Source organism: Corynebacterium humireducens NBRC 106098 = DSM 45392 (assembly GCF_000819445.1).
Taxonomy (GTDB): domain Bacteria; phylum Actinomycetota; class Actinomycetes; order Mycobacteriales; family Mycobacteriaceae; genus Corynebacterium; species Corynebacterium humireducens.
This window is the reverse complement of the sequence record NZ_CP005286.1, coordinates 2,317,198-2,333,425: the sequence shown is the minus strand read 5'-3', so window position 1 is coordinate 2,333,425 and position 16,228 is coordinate 2,317,198. Positions and strand designations below refer to the sequence as shown.

Below are 16,228 nucleotides of genomic sequence, written 5' to 3'. Positions count from 1 at the left end.
CGTCACCACCAGGTTAGGGTGTAGGGAATGAGTGGAAAGAAGCTGTGGTGGTCCGTGACCGCCGGTGTCGTCGCACTCGCCGTGTCGGGGGTCGCCGGATTCGCGGTGCTCGTCGACCGCCACTACGGGGACCTCACCCACGCCCCCGCCTGGGTCGCGGACACCCCCGACCCGGTGCTGGAACCCGCCTCCGCCGACGCGGTGGACAACGTCGCCCTCGGCGCACGGCTGAGTGCACTGGCGACGAACCCGGCGCTCGGCACCGTCCACGGGCGCGTCACCGACACCGTCACCGGCGAGATCGTCTGGGCGCAGGCCCCCGACGCGCCGCTGCAGCCGGCGTCCGCGACGAAGATCCTCACCGGCGCGGCGGCGATCCTCGAGCTGGGACCCGACGACGTGCTGGTCACCGACGTGGTGCAGGGCGCCCACCCGGGCAGCGTGGTCCTCCGCGCCTCCGGCGACGTGTGGCTGACGGAGAAGCAGCTCGACTCCCTCGCCGACACCATCGGCACCGCCGACGAGGTCATCATCGACACCTCCGTCTGGGACGGCGACCCCTTCATGCCCGGCTGGGACCCGGCGGACGTCGACGCCGGCTACATCGCCCCCCTCGAACCCGCCATGCTCCACGGCGCCCGCATCGGCGCCACCACGGGCGACGTGCCCCGCTCCCACACCCCGGCCCTCGACGTCGCCCGGGCCCTCGCCGACCGCCTCGGCGCCACCACCGTCGGACTCGGCCCCGCCCCCACGGACACCCCGGTGCTCGCCTCCGTGGAGTCACCGCCCCTCACCGAGCGGCTCCGCGACATGATGCTCCACTCCGACAACGTCATGGCCGAGGCGATCGGCCACGAGATCGCCGTCCACCGCGGCCAGCCCGGGTCCGCCGCGGCCGCCACCCAGTCGACGCTGGACGTGCTCACCGGGCACGGCATCGACATCACCGGCGTCACCCTCGCGGACAACTCCGGCCTCTCGGTGCACAACCTCATCCCGCCGCGCGTCCTCGACGACATACTCATCGACGCCGCCTCCCGGCCCGAGCTGCGCCCGCTGCTGGCGACCCTGCCCGTCGCCGGCGGTTCCGGCACGCTGGTCCAGCGTTACGACGACCTCTCCGGCCGCGGCTGGGTCCGCGCCAAGACCGGCACCCTCACCGGAACGTCGGCGCTGGCGGGCGTGGTCACCGCGGAGTCCGGGCGAGTCTACTCCTTCGCGCTGCTGGTCAACGACGCGGAGATCCTCGGGGCGCGGGCGGCGCTCGACGAGTTCACCTCCGCGATCCGGGACTCCTGAGGTCCGGCGCGACGCACTGTCGAGAGGACACGGTCGAGGGAGCACTGGTCTCGAGCTTGTCGACGCCCCGGGGGACTCCTCTCGACCATGTGAGTTCGACGTTGTCACCAGGTCACTAGCATCAGCCCCATGGAACCCTTCTGGCCGCGCGTGAGCCCGCACTTCCTCGCCTGCCGCCGGGCGGTGCGCCCCTTCCTCACACCCGAGCCGGTCACGGTCGGGCTGTCGGGCGGGGCGGATTCGCTGGCGCTGGTCGCCGCGGCCCGGGCGGAGGGCCAGGAGGTGCACGCCCTCATCGTGGACCACCAGCTGCAGCCGCATTCCCGGGACGTCGCGGAGACCGCCGCCGCGCAGGCCCGCGGGATGGGGGCCCGGGCGGAGATCGTCATGGTCACCGTCGCGCCCGGCAACCTGGAGGCCAACGCCCGCCACGCCCGCTACCGGGCACTCCGTGCGCCGGGCCGCCCGGTGTGGGTCGCGCACACCCGCGACGACCAGGCCGAGACGCTCCTGCTCCAGGCCCTGCGCGGCAACCCGGGCGGCATGGCCCCGCAGGCGCACGGGATCACCCGGCCTTTCCTCGGCATCCGGCGCCACGACACCGAGCAGGCCTGCGCGGAACTGGGGCTTGAGCCCTGGGACGACCCGCACAACGTGGACACGGATTTCCGGCGGGTGGCGCTCCGGCGGTTCCTCAACGAGCAGCTCCACGGCGACGCGACCGCGCCGCTGGCCCGCACGGCGGACCGGATCGCCGCGGACAACGCGCTGCTCGAGGAGCTGGCCGGCCCGCCCACCGACGACTGCGCCGAGCTGGCCGCCCAGCCGGAACCGTTGCGGCGGCGGCGGATCGCGGCGTGGCTGGTGGGGCAGGGGGTGGCGCCGACGGGGGCGTCGATAAGCATGATTGCGGACATGTGCACCAACTGGCGTGGCCAGGGGCCGGTGGCCGTGGGAGCAGGGTTGGAAGTCAGGCGTGTAGGTGGCAGACTGACGTTATCCGTGGAGGCCTAGGAAAGGTGTCATGACCGTGCACGACAACAAGGATCACAACGTCCCGGCGAACTGCTACGGCGAGGACGTCGAGGCTGTCCTCATCAGCGAGGAGCAGCTGGCGAACCGGATCCAGGAACTCGCCGACAAGGTCTCCGAGACCTACCGCGACGCCGATGAGGAACTGATCCTCGTGTGTGTGCTCAAGGGGGCGGTGTTCTTCCTCACCGACTTCACCCGTGCGCTGTCGATCCCCTCGCAGATGGAGTTCATGGCCGTGTCCTCCTACGGCAACTCCACGACGAGCTCCGGTGTGGTGCGCATCCTCAAGGACCTCGACCGGGAGATCGAGGGCCGCGACGTGCTCATCGTCGAGGACATCATCGACTCCGGACTCACCCTCTCCTGGCTGATGCGCAACCTCCGGGCCCGCAACCCGAAGTCCCTCGAGGTGATCACCCTGCTGCGGAAGCCCGAGGTGGTCAAGGCGGACATCGAGCTCTTCGACGTCGGCTTCGACATCCCCAACGAGTTCGTCATCGGCTACGGCCTCGACTACTCCGAGCGCTACCGCGACCTGCCCTACGTCGGCACCCTGCACCCGCGCGTCTACTCCGGGGAGTAATAAGGGAACGAAACCGCACGCTGGTGCGTTGTGGTGGAAGTACGTAGGACGAATACGAAAGGCACAGGTCGTGGAGCCCGGCTGACGAGCCACGCGCTTCGGCGGCCGCACACATGAACAACAAGAGAATCCTCCAGATCGGTCTGATCTCGGCGATCGCGCTGGTCACCATCTTCGTGTTCAGCCTGCTCACCGACGACACCCGCGGTTTCCAGCGGGTGGACACGTCCGTGGCGATGACGCAGCTGCAGGAGAACAACGCCAGGGAAGTGCAGATCGACGACCGCGAGCAGCGGATCCGCATCGAACTGCGCGAACCGATCACCTACGAGGAACGCGAGGGCGTCGAGGAGATCATCGCCCAGTACCCCGCGCGTACCGCCCCGCAGGTGTTCGACGCCGTCCAGTCCTCCGGGGCGGACGAGTACAACACCAAGGTGACGCAGGAGAGCTTCCTCATGGGCATGCTCGGCTTCCTGCTGCCGATGCTGCTGCTCTTCGGCCTCCTCTTCTTCTTCCTCACCCGCATGCAGGGTGGCGGCGGCATGTTCGGCTTCGGCGGCTCCAAGCACAAGGAGCTGACCAAGGACATGCCGACCAACACGTTCGCGGACGTCGCCGGCGCGGATGAGGCGGTGGACGAGCTGCAGGAGATCAAGGACTTCCTGCAGGACCCCACCCGCTACCACGCCCTCGGCGCGAAGATCCCGCGTGGCGTCCTGCTCTACGGCCCGCCCGGCACCGGCAAGACACTGCTGGCGCGCGCCGTGGCGGGTGAGGCCGGCGTGCCGTTCTACTCCATCTCCGGCTCCGACTTCGTCGAGATGTTCGTCGGCGTCGGCGCCTCCCGCGTCCGTGACCTGTTCAAGCAGGCCAAGGAGAACAGCCCCTGCATCATCTTCGTCGACGAGATCGACGCCGTCGGCCGCCAGCGCGGCTCCGGCATGGGCGGCGGCCACGACGAGCGCGAGCAGACCCTCAACCAGCTGCTCGTCGAGATGGACGGCTTCGGTGACCGCGAGGGCGTCATCCTCATGGCCGCCACCAACCGCCCGGACATCCTTGACCCGGCGCTGCTGCGCCCGGGCCGTTTCGACCGGCAGATCCCGGTGACCAACCCGGACCTCAAGGGCCGTGAGCGGATCCTCGAGGTGCACGCGAAGGGCAAGCCGCTGGGTCCGGACGCGGACATCAAGGCCCTGGCCAAGCGCACCGCCGGCATGTCGGGCGCGGACCTGGCGAACGTCCTCAACGAGGCCGCCCTGCTCACCGCCCGTATCGGCGGCAACGTCATCACCGCCGACGCCCTGGAGGAGGCCACCGACCGTGTCATCGGCGGCCCGCGCCGCTCCTCCAAGATCATCTCCGAGAAGGAGAAGAAGGTCACCGCGTACCACGAGGGCGGCCACACCCTGGCCGCGTGGGCGCTCAAGGACATCGAGCGCGTGTACAAGGTCACCATCCTCGCCCGCGGCCGCACCGGCGGTCACGCCATGACGGCGCAGGAGGACGACAAGGGCATGTACAACCGCGACGAGCTCTTCGCCCGTCTGGTGTTCGCCATGGGTGGCCGCGCCGCCGAGGAGCTCGTCTTCGGTGAGCAGACCACCGGCGCCTCCGCCGACATCGAGCAGGCCACCAAGATCGCCCGCGCGATGATCACCGAGTACGGCATGTCGCCGTCCCTCGGCATGGTCAAGTACGGCGAGGAGCAGGGCGACCCCTTCTCCGGCCGCCCGGGCGGCGGCATGCTCACGGTGTCCCCGGCCGTCGCGGCACGTATCGACGACGAGGTGCACCTGCTTCTCGACGCCGCCCACCGCACCGCCTACAACATCCTCGCGGAGTACCGCGACCACCTGGACACCCTGGCCGAGAAGCTCCTGGAGAAGGAGACCCTGCGCCGCCCCGACCTCGAGGTGCTCTTCGAGGGCATCGAGCCTATGGACGCCCCGGTCATCTTCCCGGACGCGGAGAACCACTTCCCCAAGCAGGAGGGCCGCGAGCCGGTGAAGACCCCGGTGGAGATCGCCCTCGAGCGGGGCGAGGAACCTCCGAAGCGTTTCTCCCTGCTGGAGGCCTCCCGTCAGGCACGCGCCAGGCGGCAGGCGGAACTGGCCGTGCAGGGCGAGGCCGCGGAGAAGGCTGACGGGGACACCCCCGAGACCCCGGCCACCCCGTCGGCGCCGACCGCACCGGGTGCCCGTTACGGCGGCACCCCGCCGCCGGCGGACTGGACCGCGCCGGGCTGGCCGCCGTCGGAGAACCCCTACGCCACCTCCGGTGAGCACCCGGGCATGAAGAACTACGGGGAGGGCCCGGGCGTCGGCAAGCACCGTGCAGATGACGCCACCGACGCCCCGACGGAGATCATCGGTTTCCGTCTCCCCGACCACGAGCAGCCGGAGCACGGGGAGCGGGGGGACGTCGGCAGGCAGCCCGAGGAACACCCCACCACCGGTGCCGACGACGTCGCCGAGCCGGACCACGACAACCCCCAGCTGCCGAAGGAGTAGACATGACCGACACCCACAACGCATTCGACCGGGAGCGCGCCGAGGCCGCCGTCCGGGAACTGCTCATCGCCGTCGGCGAGGACCCGGACCGCGAGGGCCTGCGGGACACCCCGGCGCGTGTCGCCCGGGCCTACGAGGAGGTCTTCGCGGGTCTGCACTGCGACCCGACGGACGTGCTGGAGCGCACCTTCGCGGAGGACCACCAGGAGCTCGTGCTGGTGCGGGACATCCCGATCTACTCCACGTGTGAGCACCACCTGGTGCCCTTCTACGGCAAGGCGCACATCGGTTATATCCCGGGGCGGAACGGCCACGTCACGGGCCTGTCCAAGCTGGCCCGCCTGGCGGACATGTACGCGAAGCGCCCGCAGGTGCAGGAGCGGCTGACGTCGCAGATCGCGGATGCACTGGTGGACAAGCTGGGTGCGCAGGCGGTCATCGTGGTCATCGAGTGTGAGCACCTGTGCATGGCGATGCGGGGTATCCGCAAGCCGGGTTCCACGACGACGACGTCGGCGGTGCGCGGCGGTTTCAAGACCTCCGCCGCCTCCCGCGCCGAGGTCCTCTCCCTGATCCGGGGCTGACGTCATGCGGGTTGCTGATCTCACGGTGCCGGGCCGTTGCCTGGTGATGGGCATCGTCAACGTCACGGAGGACTCCTTCTCCGACGGCGGGCGCTGGCTCGACATCGACGCGGCCATCGCCCACGGCCGTGAGTTGGTGGAGCAGGGCGCCGACATGATCGACGTCGGCGGCGAGTCCACCCGCCCGGGTGCCACGCGTGTCGACGCCGCCGTGGAGGCCGCCCGCGTCGCCCCCGTCGTCGCGGCACTCGCGGAGGAGGGCATCCCCACCTCCGTCGACACGATGCGGGCCTCCGTGGCGCTGGCCGCGGCGGAGGCGGGCGTGGCGATGATCAACGACGTCTCCGGCGGGCTCGCCGACCCGGACATGTACCGCGTCATGGCGAACACGGACCTGCCGGTGTGCCTCATGCACTGGCGCACCGTCCAGTTCGGTGACGCCGCCGGGCAGGCCGACCACGGCGGGGACGTCGTGGCGGACGTGCGGGACACGCTGGGGAGGCTCGTCGACAATGCGCTGGCCGCGGGCGTGGCGCGGGACAGCATCGTGCTCGACCCGGGGCTCGGTTTCGCCAAGTCCTCCGAGGACAACTGGGCGCTGCTCAACCACCTGCCGGAGTTCATCGCCGGGGAGTTCCCCGTGCTCGTCGGTGCGTCCCGCAAGCGTTTCCTCGCGGGCGTGCGCGCCGCCCGCGGCCTGGAGGTCGTGCCCGCCGACGCCGACCCGGCGACCGCCGCCGTCACCGCCATCTCCGCGCAGATGGGCGCGTGGGGCGTGCGGGTGCACAACGTGCCCGTCTCCCGGGACGCCGTCGACGTCGCCGCCCTGTGGAACGCGGGAGGCGACCGTGGCTGACCGCATCGAGCTCACCGGCCTGGAGTGCTTCGGCCACCACGGTGTCTTCCCCGAGGAGAAGCGGGAGGGTCAGCCCTTCATCGTCGACGTCACCTGCTGGCTGGAGATCGGCCCGGCGGCCGCGACCGACGACCTCACCCTCACCGTCAACTACGCGGAGCTGGCTGAGCTGGCGGTCTCCGTGGTGGAGGGGGAGCCGCGGGACCTCATCGAGACCGTCGCCGTGGAGATCGCGGAACGTGCGATGGCGGACTTCCCGCTCCTGCACGCGGTCGAGGTGACCATCCACAAGCCGGAGGCCCCCATCCCGCACACGTTCGCGGACGTGGCGGTGGTGGCGCGGCGGTCGCGGCGTCGAGAAGCACAGTTCAGGAACGCCTGATGCGCGCCGTGCTGTCGATCGGGTCGAACATGGACGACCGCCGGGCCCTGCTCCGGGGCGTGAAGGAGGAGTTCGCGGGGGAGATCGTCGCCGCGAGCCCGGTCTTCGCGACGCCCCCCTGGGGCGTCACCGACCAGGACGAGTTCCTCAACGCGGTGCTCATCGTCGACGTCGAGCAGACCCCGCTGGAGCTGCTGCGCCGCGGGCAGGCGCTCGAGGACGCCGCCGAACGGGTGCGCGTGCGCCGCTGGGGACCCCGCACCCTCGACGTCGACGTGGTGGCGGTGGAGGGCGTCGAGTCCGACGACCCCGTGCTCACCCTCCCGCACCCGCACGCCCACGAAAGGGCCTTCGTGCTGGTCCCGTGGCTGGCGGCGGACCCGGCGGCGCAGCTGCAGGGACGTCCCCTCACGGAGTTCATCGCCGCCCTCGACCCGGACGAGGTCGCCGGCGTCGTCGAGGCAGGGGAGCTCTGACGTGCAGCGCACCCCGATCGCCGGACTCGTCGCCGCCGGAGGTTTCGTCGCCGCCGTCACGGCGATCCTCACGTGGCGTTTCTACGGCTCCATGAGCACCATCCCCGTGACCGTCTCCGTCACCCTGTGGACCATGGCGGCGGTGTGCGTCCTGCTGGCCTGGCGGGTGCGCGACCGCAAGGAGAACAGCGGCATCGGCCAGGACCGCAGCCAGCTCAGCCCGGTGACGGCGGCGCAGTTCCTGGTGATCGGCAAGGCGTCGGCGTGGACGGGCGCGCTCATCGGCGGCGCCTACCTGGGCATGGCGAGCTTCATCCTGCCGCGCGCGGACACCCTCATCGCCGCGGCCGACGACCTGCCCGGGGTGCTCGCCTCCGCGTTCGGCGGACTGGTGCTGGCGGGGGCCGGCGTGTACCTCGAACGACACTGCGAGACACCACCACCCGCTGAAGGGGAGGCGGCGGGTTAAAGTGGAGGACATGACTGAGGAGCAGGGTGGAGCGGACCGCAGCCAGGTGATGCTGGTTGTGCTGATTGTCCTCGCGTTCATCGCGAGCGTCGTCATGCTGTTCACGGACAGCGACGGCGCCCTGAAACTCGCGCTGCTCGCGTCCCTGTGGGCGGCGATCATCGGGTTCTTCCTGGTGTTCCGCTACCGCCGGGAGGCGGAGTCCGCCCGCCGCGAGCTCACCCACCACGGTGAGCTCCACGACGTCGAGGTGGCCCGCGCCGCCGCCGAGCGGGAGGCCCTCGCCGAGTCCCGCGCGCTGGAGCTGCGCGACAAGCAGCACTCCCGCGACACCGAGGTCCTGCAGGAGATCCAGCGCGAGCTGGCCGGCATCCGCGCCCAGCTGGAGACGCTGGCGGGCCGCGAATTCGAGTACGAGCCCGCCGCCCTGCGCGCCGAGGCCCGCCGCATCATGGAACTCGAGAACATGACCTTCGAGCACGCGCAGGCCGAGGAGCCGGAGCTGCCGCTCAACCTGCCGCGCCTCGGCGCCTTCTCCGGCGCTCCCTCCGCGGACGCCGTCGCCGGTCGTCTCGGCCAGCAGCCGACCCGTCCGCAGGCGAACCCGCTGACGGAGATCATCCGGGAGCGGCAGGCGGCGGAGGCCGCGCAGAAGAAGGCGGAGAAGGCGGAGAAGGCTGAGGCTCCCGTGAAGCCCGCCAAGGAAGACAAGAAGGCGGAGAAGAAGGCCGCCCGCGAGGACCTCGCCGAGACCCGCGTCTTCGACACCGGTTCCTTCCAGGCCGTGTCCTGGGACGAGGGCGGCGACCGGCACGTCCGGGAGGAGCCGGCGGAGGCGGTCGTCGAGAAGGAGACCGAGGCGGCGGAGCCGCGTCGCGGACGTCGTCGCCGTGACGAGCAGTCCGGTGCCCTCTCCGTCGCCGAGCTGCTGGCGCGCGCCCGCGCCCGCGAGAACCAGGAGAGCTAGTGCGTGCCCCGCGGATGCGGGTGGGCGTCTACGGTGACTCCCGTACGTCCTCCCTGCCGGACCTGCTGAGCCAGGTCGGGCACGACGTCTCCTACATGGACTACGACCCGACGCCCCCCGCCTTCGAGGAACTCGACATGGTGGTCCTGGAGGTGCGGGACCCGCTGCTGGAACCGGCGATCGAGCGTCTGGCGGAGAGAGCCCGGCGCGGGCAGATCTTCGTGCACACGTCGCTGCAGCACGGCGTGCAGGTGATGGATCCGCTGGAGGTGACCGGCGCGGTCGTCATCGCGATGGGGGAGCTCAGTCCGACCCGGTGGGCGGTGTCCACCGTCGATGAGCTGGGCGACATCATCGCGGAGCTGCTGCTCGGGGAGCTCGGCGCGAGTGGCGTGCCGTGCAGCGACGAGGAGCGCGTGCGTCTGGCGGCGGCGATCACCTACGTCGAGGCGGTGAACTCCCTGGCGCTCGACGCGATGCGCCTGCTCGGCGACGTGGTCGGTGACATCCAGGAGGCCGACGACATCACCGCGCACCGGAGCCGTCTCATCCGCCTGCCGGAGGTCGGGTCGTTGCGGGAGCAGTGGCAGTCGATCGACGATCCCGGTCAGGCGCGGGCGTTCCGGCAGGTGCTGCGGCGTGTCGCCGAGACCCACCACAACCAGGACGCCGAACTGTGGGCCATTCAGGAGGAGAAACTGTGAGCTTTGAGTCGGGCCAGGCCCGTGAATTCAGTCTGGAGCAGGTCGGGGTGCTGTCCCGGGCGATGCGTAAGACGGGTCGCCCAGTGGTGCTCGTGCCGCTGGGCCGCGGGCTGCACGCCGGTCACGCCGCGCTCATCCGCGCCGCCCGCCGTATCCCGCGTGCGGTGGTCGTGGCCGCGTACTCCGGCACCGACCGGCAGCTGCTCGTCGACGAGCAGGTCGACGCCGTCGTCCCCTACACCCAGGATGAGCTGTGGCCCCGCGGTCTGCGGACGCTTGTGCAGCCGGTCGACCATTACCTGGAGCCGGTGGATGCGGTGGCGATGCAGCTGACGCTCGAGGTGACCCTGCTCAACCTGGTGGGTCCCAGCGACGTCGTGGTCGGCGAGAAGGACTACGAGCAGATGCGGGCGCTGCAGGCGGCGATCACCGACCTGCACTTGCCGGTGCGTCTCCACGGCGTGCCGACCGTCCGCATGCCCGACGGTCTGGCCCTCTCGCTGCGCAACACCTCCGTCGAGGAGTCCGCCCGCGAGCAGGCCCTCGCCCTGTCGGCGGCGCTGACCGCCGGTGCGCACGCCGCGGAGCACGGGGCCGACGCCGTGCTGGAGGTCGCCCGTTCCGTGCTTTCCGACGCCCACGTGACCCCCGACTACCTCGAGATCCGGGGGCTCGACCTCGGTGACGCCCCGGAGACGGGCGACGCACGTCTGCTGGTTTCCGCGGAGGTCGGCGGGGTGCGGCTCACCGACAACGTGGGTCTGCCGCTGGGGATCGGGTTCCGCAACATCGAGGGGTAGAAGGTCTGAGCAACCGAGACGTACCGTGAAGCCCCGGCGGGGAGCACGACAACGGGGCCACAAGGTACGTTTCGGTGGGTGCTGAACGGCGTCGGCACGCCGCTACAGCAGCTCCGCGAAGGCCTCCACCTCGGCCAGCCCGCTGACGTCCCGGGGGAGTAGCGGCAGCTGGATAACCGGGAGGTCTAGGTCCAGGTCGGACAGCGCCTTCTCTTCCAGTGCCCGTCGCTCGGCGAGGAACTCGCCCTGGTCGGCGGGGGAGCGCCGGTTGACCACCAGGCCGCCGACGCGGACGCCGGCGTCGCGCAGTTCGGCGTGGAACTCGCCGGTCTCCAGGACGGGGAGGCGTTCGGCGGTGAGGACGATGAAGAAGACGGTCTGGGCGGGGTCGCGGAGGGCGTCGCGAAGCAGGGTGAAGCGGCGGCGACGCTGCAGCAGGATGGAACGTAACTGCTGGTTGCGGCGGTCGACGGGGTCCTCGGCGGCGGTGACGCGGTCCCGGCCGGTGGGGGCGAGGCCGCGGGCGACGGCGGAGAGGTGCTCGGCCTTGTCGCGGCGGTCGAGGAGGCCGTCGGTCCAGGCGGCCATGAGTTCCGGCAGCTCCATGAGGCGGGAGGTGTGGCCGGAGGGGGCGGTGTCGAAGACGACGTGGTCGTGGTCCGCGGAGCCGGCGACGATCTCGGCGATGCGTTCCAGGACGGCCGCCTCATGCGTGCCCGGTGACTGGGCGGAGAGCTCCAGGTGCCGGGTCACCTCCCCGTGGAGGTGCTCCGGCATCATCTGCCGCATGGTGTGCCCGACTGCCGCGAGGTGCTGGCGGGTGGTCTCCGCGGGGTCGAGCTCGAGGACGTCGAGGTTCTCTCGGACCCGGGTGACCCGGTCGCCGATCCGCTGCTCCCAGAGGTGCCCGAGGTTGTGGGCGGGGTCGGTGGAGACGAGCAGGACGCGGCGACCGGCGGCCGCCAGGGCGGTGGCGGTCGACGAGGCGACGGTGGTCTTGCCCACCCCGCCCTTGCCCCCGAAGAAGATGAGGCGGGTGGAGCCGATGAGGTCTAGCAGCACTGTATGTTCTCCAGGGGTGAGTGCTCCATGCCCATGCGGCGGTGCCAGGCGTGGAAGTCCTCGTAGACGATGGGCAGGAGCTCGAGGGTGTAGTAGCTCGCCGGGTTGGGCACACCGAGGGCCTCGGAGAGGACGAGCATCATGAACAGGTCGTCCTCCTGCTGGCGGGCCTTGATGAACGTCGCCCGGTAGGGGCCCGCGTAGAACTCGGTGAGCCCGTCGGTGAAGGCCCGCAGTTTCTCGCGGAAGGACACGGTCTACACCTTCTTCGGGGCGGGCGTCGGCGCGGTGCGTGCCGTGGCGTCCAGGTCCTCGTCGGTCCACACGACCGGGTCCTCGGTGCGGGCGCGGTTCATGGCGGCGAAGGCCTCGACGGTGACCCAGATGGCGCAGACGATGATGACCAGGTCGATGGCCAGCAGCAGCCAGTTCTGGGTCTCCCAGAAGCCGCGCACCTGCACGACCGCCGCCCACAGGGATACGGTGAGCACGAAGACCAGCGGGATGAGCACCGGCCAGGTGGGGCGGCGCAGGCGGGTGAGGATCACCGCGACGATGGACAGCGACAGCGCCGCCATGAGCTGGTTGGTGGTGCCGAACAGCGGCCAGATGAGCATGCCGCCGGAGCCGTCGCCGCCGGCGGAGAAGGTCAGCCCCAGCGCGACGACGACCACGATGACGGTGGCCACGATGCCGGAGAGGCGGACGCCCATGATCTCGCCGATCTCCTGGACGACGAAGCGCTGCAGACGGATGCCGGTGTCCATGGTGGTGGCGGCGAAGAGGACGGCCATGGTGGCCAGGATGGTGGCGGACAGGGACGTCGGGATGCCGAGGCCCTGGTTGATGAGGCTGCCGCCGCCGGTGACGAATGCCTTGACTCCGCCCTGGTTGAAGGCGGTGTACACGGCCTCCCAGTCCTGGAGGGTGCGGAATCCGGCGGTGGTGGCGATGATCGTGCCCAGTGCCAGCAGTCCCTCGCCGACGGCGCCGAAATAGCCGACGAAGCGGGCGTCGGTCTCCTTGTCGAGCTGCTTGGAGGAGGTGCCGGAGGAGACGATGCCGTGGAATCCGGAGATGGCGCCGCAGGCGATGGTGACGAACAGCAGCGGCCAGAGCGGCGGGGTGCCGTCGGGAAGGTTGGTGTTGAGGGCGGGGGCGACGATCGTCGGGGCCGTGAGCAGGAAGGCACCGTAGAGGATGGCCAGGCCGACGAAGAGCTGCAGGCCGTTGATGTAGTCACGCGGCTGGAGCAGGACCCACACCGGGAGCAGGGAGGCGATGCCGCCGTAGATGAACAGCAGCAGGATCCAGAAGGCGTTCGGGGAGAGTCCCAGGACGGAGTCCGGCAGGCTGACGGGGAAGCGGTCGCCGATGATCATGAGTGCGTAGAGGATGACGACGCCGACGACGGAAATCAGCGGGAGGTTCCACTTGAGGCGGTAGATCGCCTGGCCGATGAACAGGGCGACGATGATCGCGCCCCACGTCGGGATGACGGCGGTCGGGGTGGAGACCAGCAGGTTCGAGATGACCACGGCGAAGGCCGCGACCACCATGAGCAGCAGCAGGAAGATGACCACGAGGAAGAGATTGCGGCCCCGGTTGCCGATGTACCGGCCCGACAGGGTGCCGATGGACTGGCCCTTGTGCCGCTGCGAGGCCCACAGGGTGCCGAAGTCGTGCATACCGGCGATGAACACCGTGCCGATGGTCACCCACAGGAAGGCGGGCAGCCAGCCCCAGATGACGGCGACGGCCGGACCCACGATGGGGGCGGCGCCGGCGACGGAGGTGAAGTGGTGGCCCCACAGGACGTACTTGTTGGTGGGGACGTAGTCCACACCGTCGTTCATGGTGTGGGCGGGGGTCCGGTAGGTGTCCGAGAGCTGGTACACCCGGTTCGCGAGGAATCGCGAGTAGAGCAGGTAACCGCCGATCATCATGCCGACGCCGATGACGGCCAGGACAAGTGAGTTCATGTTGGTGCCTCTGGTTGGCTCGGGGCGGACTGGTCAGATGTGGTGGGCCGGGTTCCGCCGGTGGTCATGTTCCGGACTCCAGCCTGTCATACCCAGTGGCCCAGGTCACTGCCGAAAAGTGGGGCAGGTGTGACTGGTGTTACATTTTTCCAGCGTGGAGGCCTGATGTCTGACCAAGGGGGTGGGGTGTGAAAACACCCCCGGGGGTGCGCTCCCCGGGGGTGTCCGTCCGGCCGTGCTACTTCTCGACGCCGATCTGGCCGCCGTCGTTCTTCCACACCGTCACGATCGCCGGGCGGGGCACGGAGGTGCCGCCGTCGGGCCAGTGGGAGGAGGGCTTTTCGAAGGTGGCGTCGTCGGTCTCGCCCGGGTGCTGGACGGCGACCATGACGCGCTCGCGGTTGACCACCGGGCCGCAGGTCTCGGCGGCGTAGGGCACGGTGAGGAAGCACTTGAGCTCGCCGCGGTTCGCGGTCTCGACGTCCATGACGTACAGGCCGTCGTTGGAGCCGAGGGCGTTGCCGTCGGTGGAGATCCACAGGTTGCCGAACTCGTCGAACGCCAGGTTGTCCGGGCAGGAGATCGGGGAGACGAGGGACTTGTCGAAGCCGCCGAAGTAGGTGTACGCGACGTCCGGGTCGCCGGCGACGAGGATGAGGTTCCAGGTGAACGTCTCGCCGGCGTGGTCGTCCTCGATCTCCATGACGAGGCCGTTCTTGTTCTCCTTGACGGGGGCGTACTCCATGACGCCCTCCTTCGACTTCTCCGCGGCGCCGCGGTACTTGTTGTTCGTCAGCGCCATGTAGACCTTGGAGGTGGTCGGGGAGACCTCGACGTCCTCGGGGCGGTCCATCTTGGTGGCGCCGACGGCGTCGGCGGCCTCGCGGGTGAACACGGCGACCTGCTCGGCGGTGAAGCCGGCCACGTGGGAGGTGGCGTTGCCTTCGTTGTCCACGGTGAGCAGCGGCTCCCAGCGGCCGGCGCCGTCGAAGGCTCCGTCGGAGGGGAGCTGGCCGGAGCCGTCGATCTCGTGCTGCGGGGAGTTGCCCTCCATGACGGCGACGTACAGGGTGCCGTGGTCCATGAGGGTCATGTTGTGGGCCAGGTCGCCCTTGATCATCTTCTTCGAGGAGACGAACTTGTAGAGGTACTCGAAGCGGGCGTCGTCACCGGAGTAGCAGACGACGGTGCCGTCCTTGGTGATGTGGATGTTGCCGGCCTCGTGCTTGAAGCGGCCCAGGGCGGTGTGCTTGACCGGGGTGGAGTGCGGGTCGTACGGGTCGATCTCGATGATGTAGCCGAAGCGGTTGACCTCGTTCGGCTCCCGGGAGACGTCGAAACGGCGGTCGAAGCGCTCCCACTTGCGTCCGGACTCGCCGCGCGGGATGCCCAGGCGGTCGAGGGAGGCCTTGACCTGCGGGTCGGTGACGGAGTCGCTGTGGGCGAAGTACTGGTCGAAGTTCTCCTCGCCGGAGAGGATGGTGCCCCACGGGGTGACGCCGCCGGCGCAGTTGTTCAGGGTGCCCAGGACGGTGGTGCCGGTCGGGTCGGCGGAGGTCTTCACGTACTCGGAGCCGGCGAGCGGGCCGACGAGCTTCATCGGGGTGGTGGCGGTGATACGGCGGTTGAGCGGGCCGAACTCGCGCTTCAGGTCGCCGGAGCCGGCGACGGTGGACACCTCGAGGATGGTCAGGCCGTGGTTGGCCCAGCCGATGCGCACCTGTTCCTCGGTCGGGTTGTCGGCGTCGTAGCCCGGGTGCATGTGCGGCTCGGTGGTGTACTCGTGGGAGCACACGTAGACGCGGCGGCCCGCGTCGGTCGGGTGGGGGAGCAGGCCGGCGAAGTCGTTGTTGTAGCCGAACTGCTGCGCGGCGGCGGCCGCGGTCTGGTTCTCGGGGTCGAACTCCGGGGCGCCCTCGATGACCGGGTCGCCCCAGGCGATGAGCACGGACTGGGAGTAGCCCGCCGGGACGACGACCTCGTCGCGCTTGTTCGGTGCGACGTTCCCGAACTGCAGACCCCTCGCGGAGGTGCGGCCGTGCCCGGTGGCGGAGGAGCCGGGGAGGGAGGAGCCGGGGAGGGAGGACTGTGCGGCGGCGGCCGGGGCCAGGCCGGCGAGAGCGGCGGAGCCGCCGACGGTCAGCACCGTGAGGCTGCCGGCCTTGAGGGCGGAGCGGCGGGACATCATGTCGCCGAAGTAGGGGTTGTCGGAGTTGTTGTCGCACTCGCCGAAGCAGGCGTTGCCGCACTTGTAGGTGCAGGTCAGGGAGCTGCGGGAGGAGGCGAACTTGTTGCTGAAGAGGTTGAGACCCTTGATGGTCATGGGAGGCTCCGTTGTGTTTCTCTGTGCTTTGTTCAGGGGCGTGAGGGGACGCCTCAAGAACTTAGGTTGCGCAGGTGGCGGCTTGGACAGGGGCAGATGAATTCTTCGTGAAATAAGGATGACCAATCACCTGTGACTGGAATCTCACACCCAAAAACTATTAAGTACGGATAACTCCGTTTAATAT

At 69.9% G+C, this 16,228-nt stretch carries 16 protein-coding genes; 12 read left to right on the top strand and 4 right to left on the bottom strand.

Features of this window, described 5'->3' with window-relative positions:
* Positions 1–27 precede the first annotated feature (27 nt).
* The 12 genes from dacB to B842_RS11440 all read left to right on the top strand — a co-directional run bounded on the left by dacB (position 28) and on the right by B842_RS11440 (position 10,674).
* On the top strand, positions 28–1,302 hold the full coding sequence (gene dacB / locus B842_RS11500; protein WP_040086793.1) for a D-alanyl-D-alanine carboxypeptidase/D-alanyl-D-alanine endopeptidase: 1,275 nt from the start codon (positions 28–30) through the stop codon (positions 1,300–1,302).
* A gap of 129 nt (positions 1,303–1,431) precedes the next feature.
* Positions 1,432–2,316 (top strand): tRNA lysidine(34) synthetase TilS, encoded by an 885-nt coding sequence (tilS, locus tag B842_RS11495; RefSeq protein WP_040086792.1) that lies wholly within the window; start codon positions 1,432–1,434, stop codon positions 2,314–2,316.
* Between the two features lie 10 nt (positions 2,317–2,326).
* A complete protein-coding gene (hpt, locus tag B842_RS11490) occupies positions 2,327–2,920 on the top strand; it encodes a hypoxanthine phosphoribosyltransferase (RefSeq protein WP_373277267.1) in 594 nt (197 codons plus the stop codon).
* Between the two features lie 113 nt (positions 2,921–3,033).
* Complete coding sequence (gene ftsH, locus B842_RS11485) at positions 3,034–5,436, top strand: ATP-dependent zinc metalloprotease FtsH (RefSeq protein ID WP_082028447.1); 2,403 nt, start codon at positions 3,034–3,036, stop codon at positions 5,434–5,436.
* Between the two features lie 2 nt (positions 5,437–5,438).
* On the top strand, positions 5,439–6,020 hold the full coding sequence (folE, locus tag B842_RS11480) for a GTP cyclohydrolase I FolE (protein WP_040086790.1): 582 nt from the start codon (positions 5,439–5,441) through the stop codon (positions 6,018–6,020).
* Positions 6,021–6,024: 4 nt separating this feature from the next.
* Entirely contained in the window at positions 6,025–6,876 is an 852-nt protein-coding gene (folP, locus tag B842_RS11475) for a dihydropteroate synthase (RefSeq protein WP_040086788.1), read from the top strand.
* On the top strand, positions 6,869–7,258 hold the full coding sequence (gene folB, locus B842_RS11470; protein ID WP_040086786.1) for a dihydroneopterin aldolase: 390 nt from the start codon (positions 6,869–6,871) through the stop codon (positions 7,256–7,258). The genes folP and folB overlap by 8 nt, the downstream gene beginning before the upstream one ends.
* On the top strand, positions 7,258–7,734 hold the full coding sequence (gene folK / locus B842_RS11465) for a 2-amino-4-hydroxy-6-hydroxymethyldihydropteridine diphosphokinase (RefSeq protein WP_040086785.1): 477 nt from the start codon (positions 7,258–7,260) through the stop codon (positions 7,732–7,734). The genes folB and folK overlap by 1 nt, the downstream gene beginning before the upstream one ends.
* 1 nt (position 7,735) lies before the next feature.
* The gene (locus B842_RS11460) at positions 7,736–8,203 is read left to right on the top strand and encodes a DUF3180 domain-containing protein (protein ID WP_040086783.1); all 468 of its coding nucleotides are present in this window, start codon (positions 7,736–7,738) and stop codon (positions 8,201–8,203) included.
* Positions 8,204–8,213: 10 nt separating this feature from the next.
* Entirely contained in the window at positions 8,214–9,170 is a 957-nt protein-coding gene (locus B842_RS13285; RefSeq protein ID WP_156119512.1) for a DUF6779 domain-containing protein, read from the top strand.
* Entirely contained in the window at positions 9,170–9,874 is a 705-nt protein-coding gene (locus tag B842_RS11445; protein WP_040086780.1) for a 6PGD fold domain-containing protein, read from the top strand. Before B842_RS13285 ends, B842_RS11445 begins: the two co-directional genes overlap by 1 nt.
* Positions 9,871–10,674, top strand: a complete 804-nt coding sequence (locus B842_RS11440) for a pantoate--beta-alanine ligase (protein ID WP_040086778.1) — start codon at positions 9,871–9,873, stop codon at positions 10,672–10,674. Before B842_RS11445 ends, B842_RS11440 begins: the two co-directional genes overlap by 4 nt.
* A gap of 102 nt (positions 10,675–10,776) precedes the next feature.
* On the opposite strand, the gene B842_RS11435 is transcribed toward B842_RS11440, so the two are convergent.
* The 4 genes from B842_RS11435 to B842_RS11420 all read right to left on the bottom strand — a co-directional run bounded on the left by B842_RS11435 (position 10,777) and on the right by B842_RS11420 (position 16,041).
* Positions 10,777–11,736 carry an ArsA family ATPase gene (locus B842_RS11435; RefSeq protein ID WP_040086776.1) on the bottom strand — a complete coding sequence of 320 codons (960 nt, stop codon included), beginning with the start codon at positions 11,734–11,736 and terminating at the stop codon, positions 10,777–10,779.
* Entirely contained in the window at positions 11,727–11,990 is a 264-nt protein-coding gene (locus tag B842_RS11430) for a cory-CC-star protein (RefSeq protein ID WP_040086775.1), read from the bottom strand. The genes B842_RS11435 and B842_RS11430 overlap by 10 nt, the downstream gene beginning before the upstream one ends.
* A gap of 3 nt (positions 11,991–11,993) precedes the next feature.
* The gene (locus B842_RS11425; protein ID WP_040086774.1) at positions 11,994–13,718 is read right to left on the bottom strand and encodes a carbon starvation CstA family protein; all 1,725 of its coding nucleotides are present in this window, start codon (positions 13,716–13,718) and stop codon (positions 11,994–11,996) included.
* 238 nt (positions 13,719–13,956) lie between these two features.
* Positions 13,957–16,041: a PhoX family protein gene (locus B842_RS11420; protein WP_040086773.1), complete on the bottom strand. Its 2,085-nt coding sequence runs from the start codon at positions 16,039–16,041 to the stop codon at positions 13,957–13,959.
* Positions 16,042–16,228: the final 187 nt, after the last annotated feature.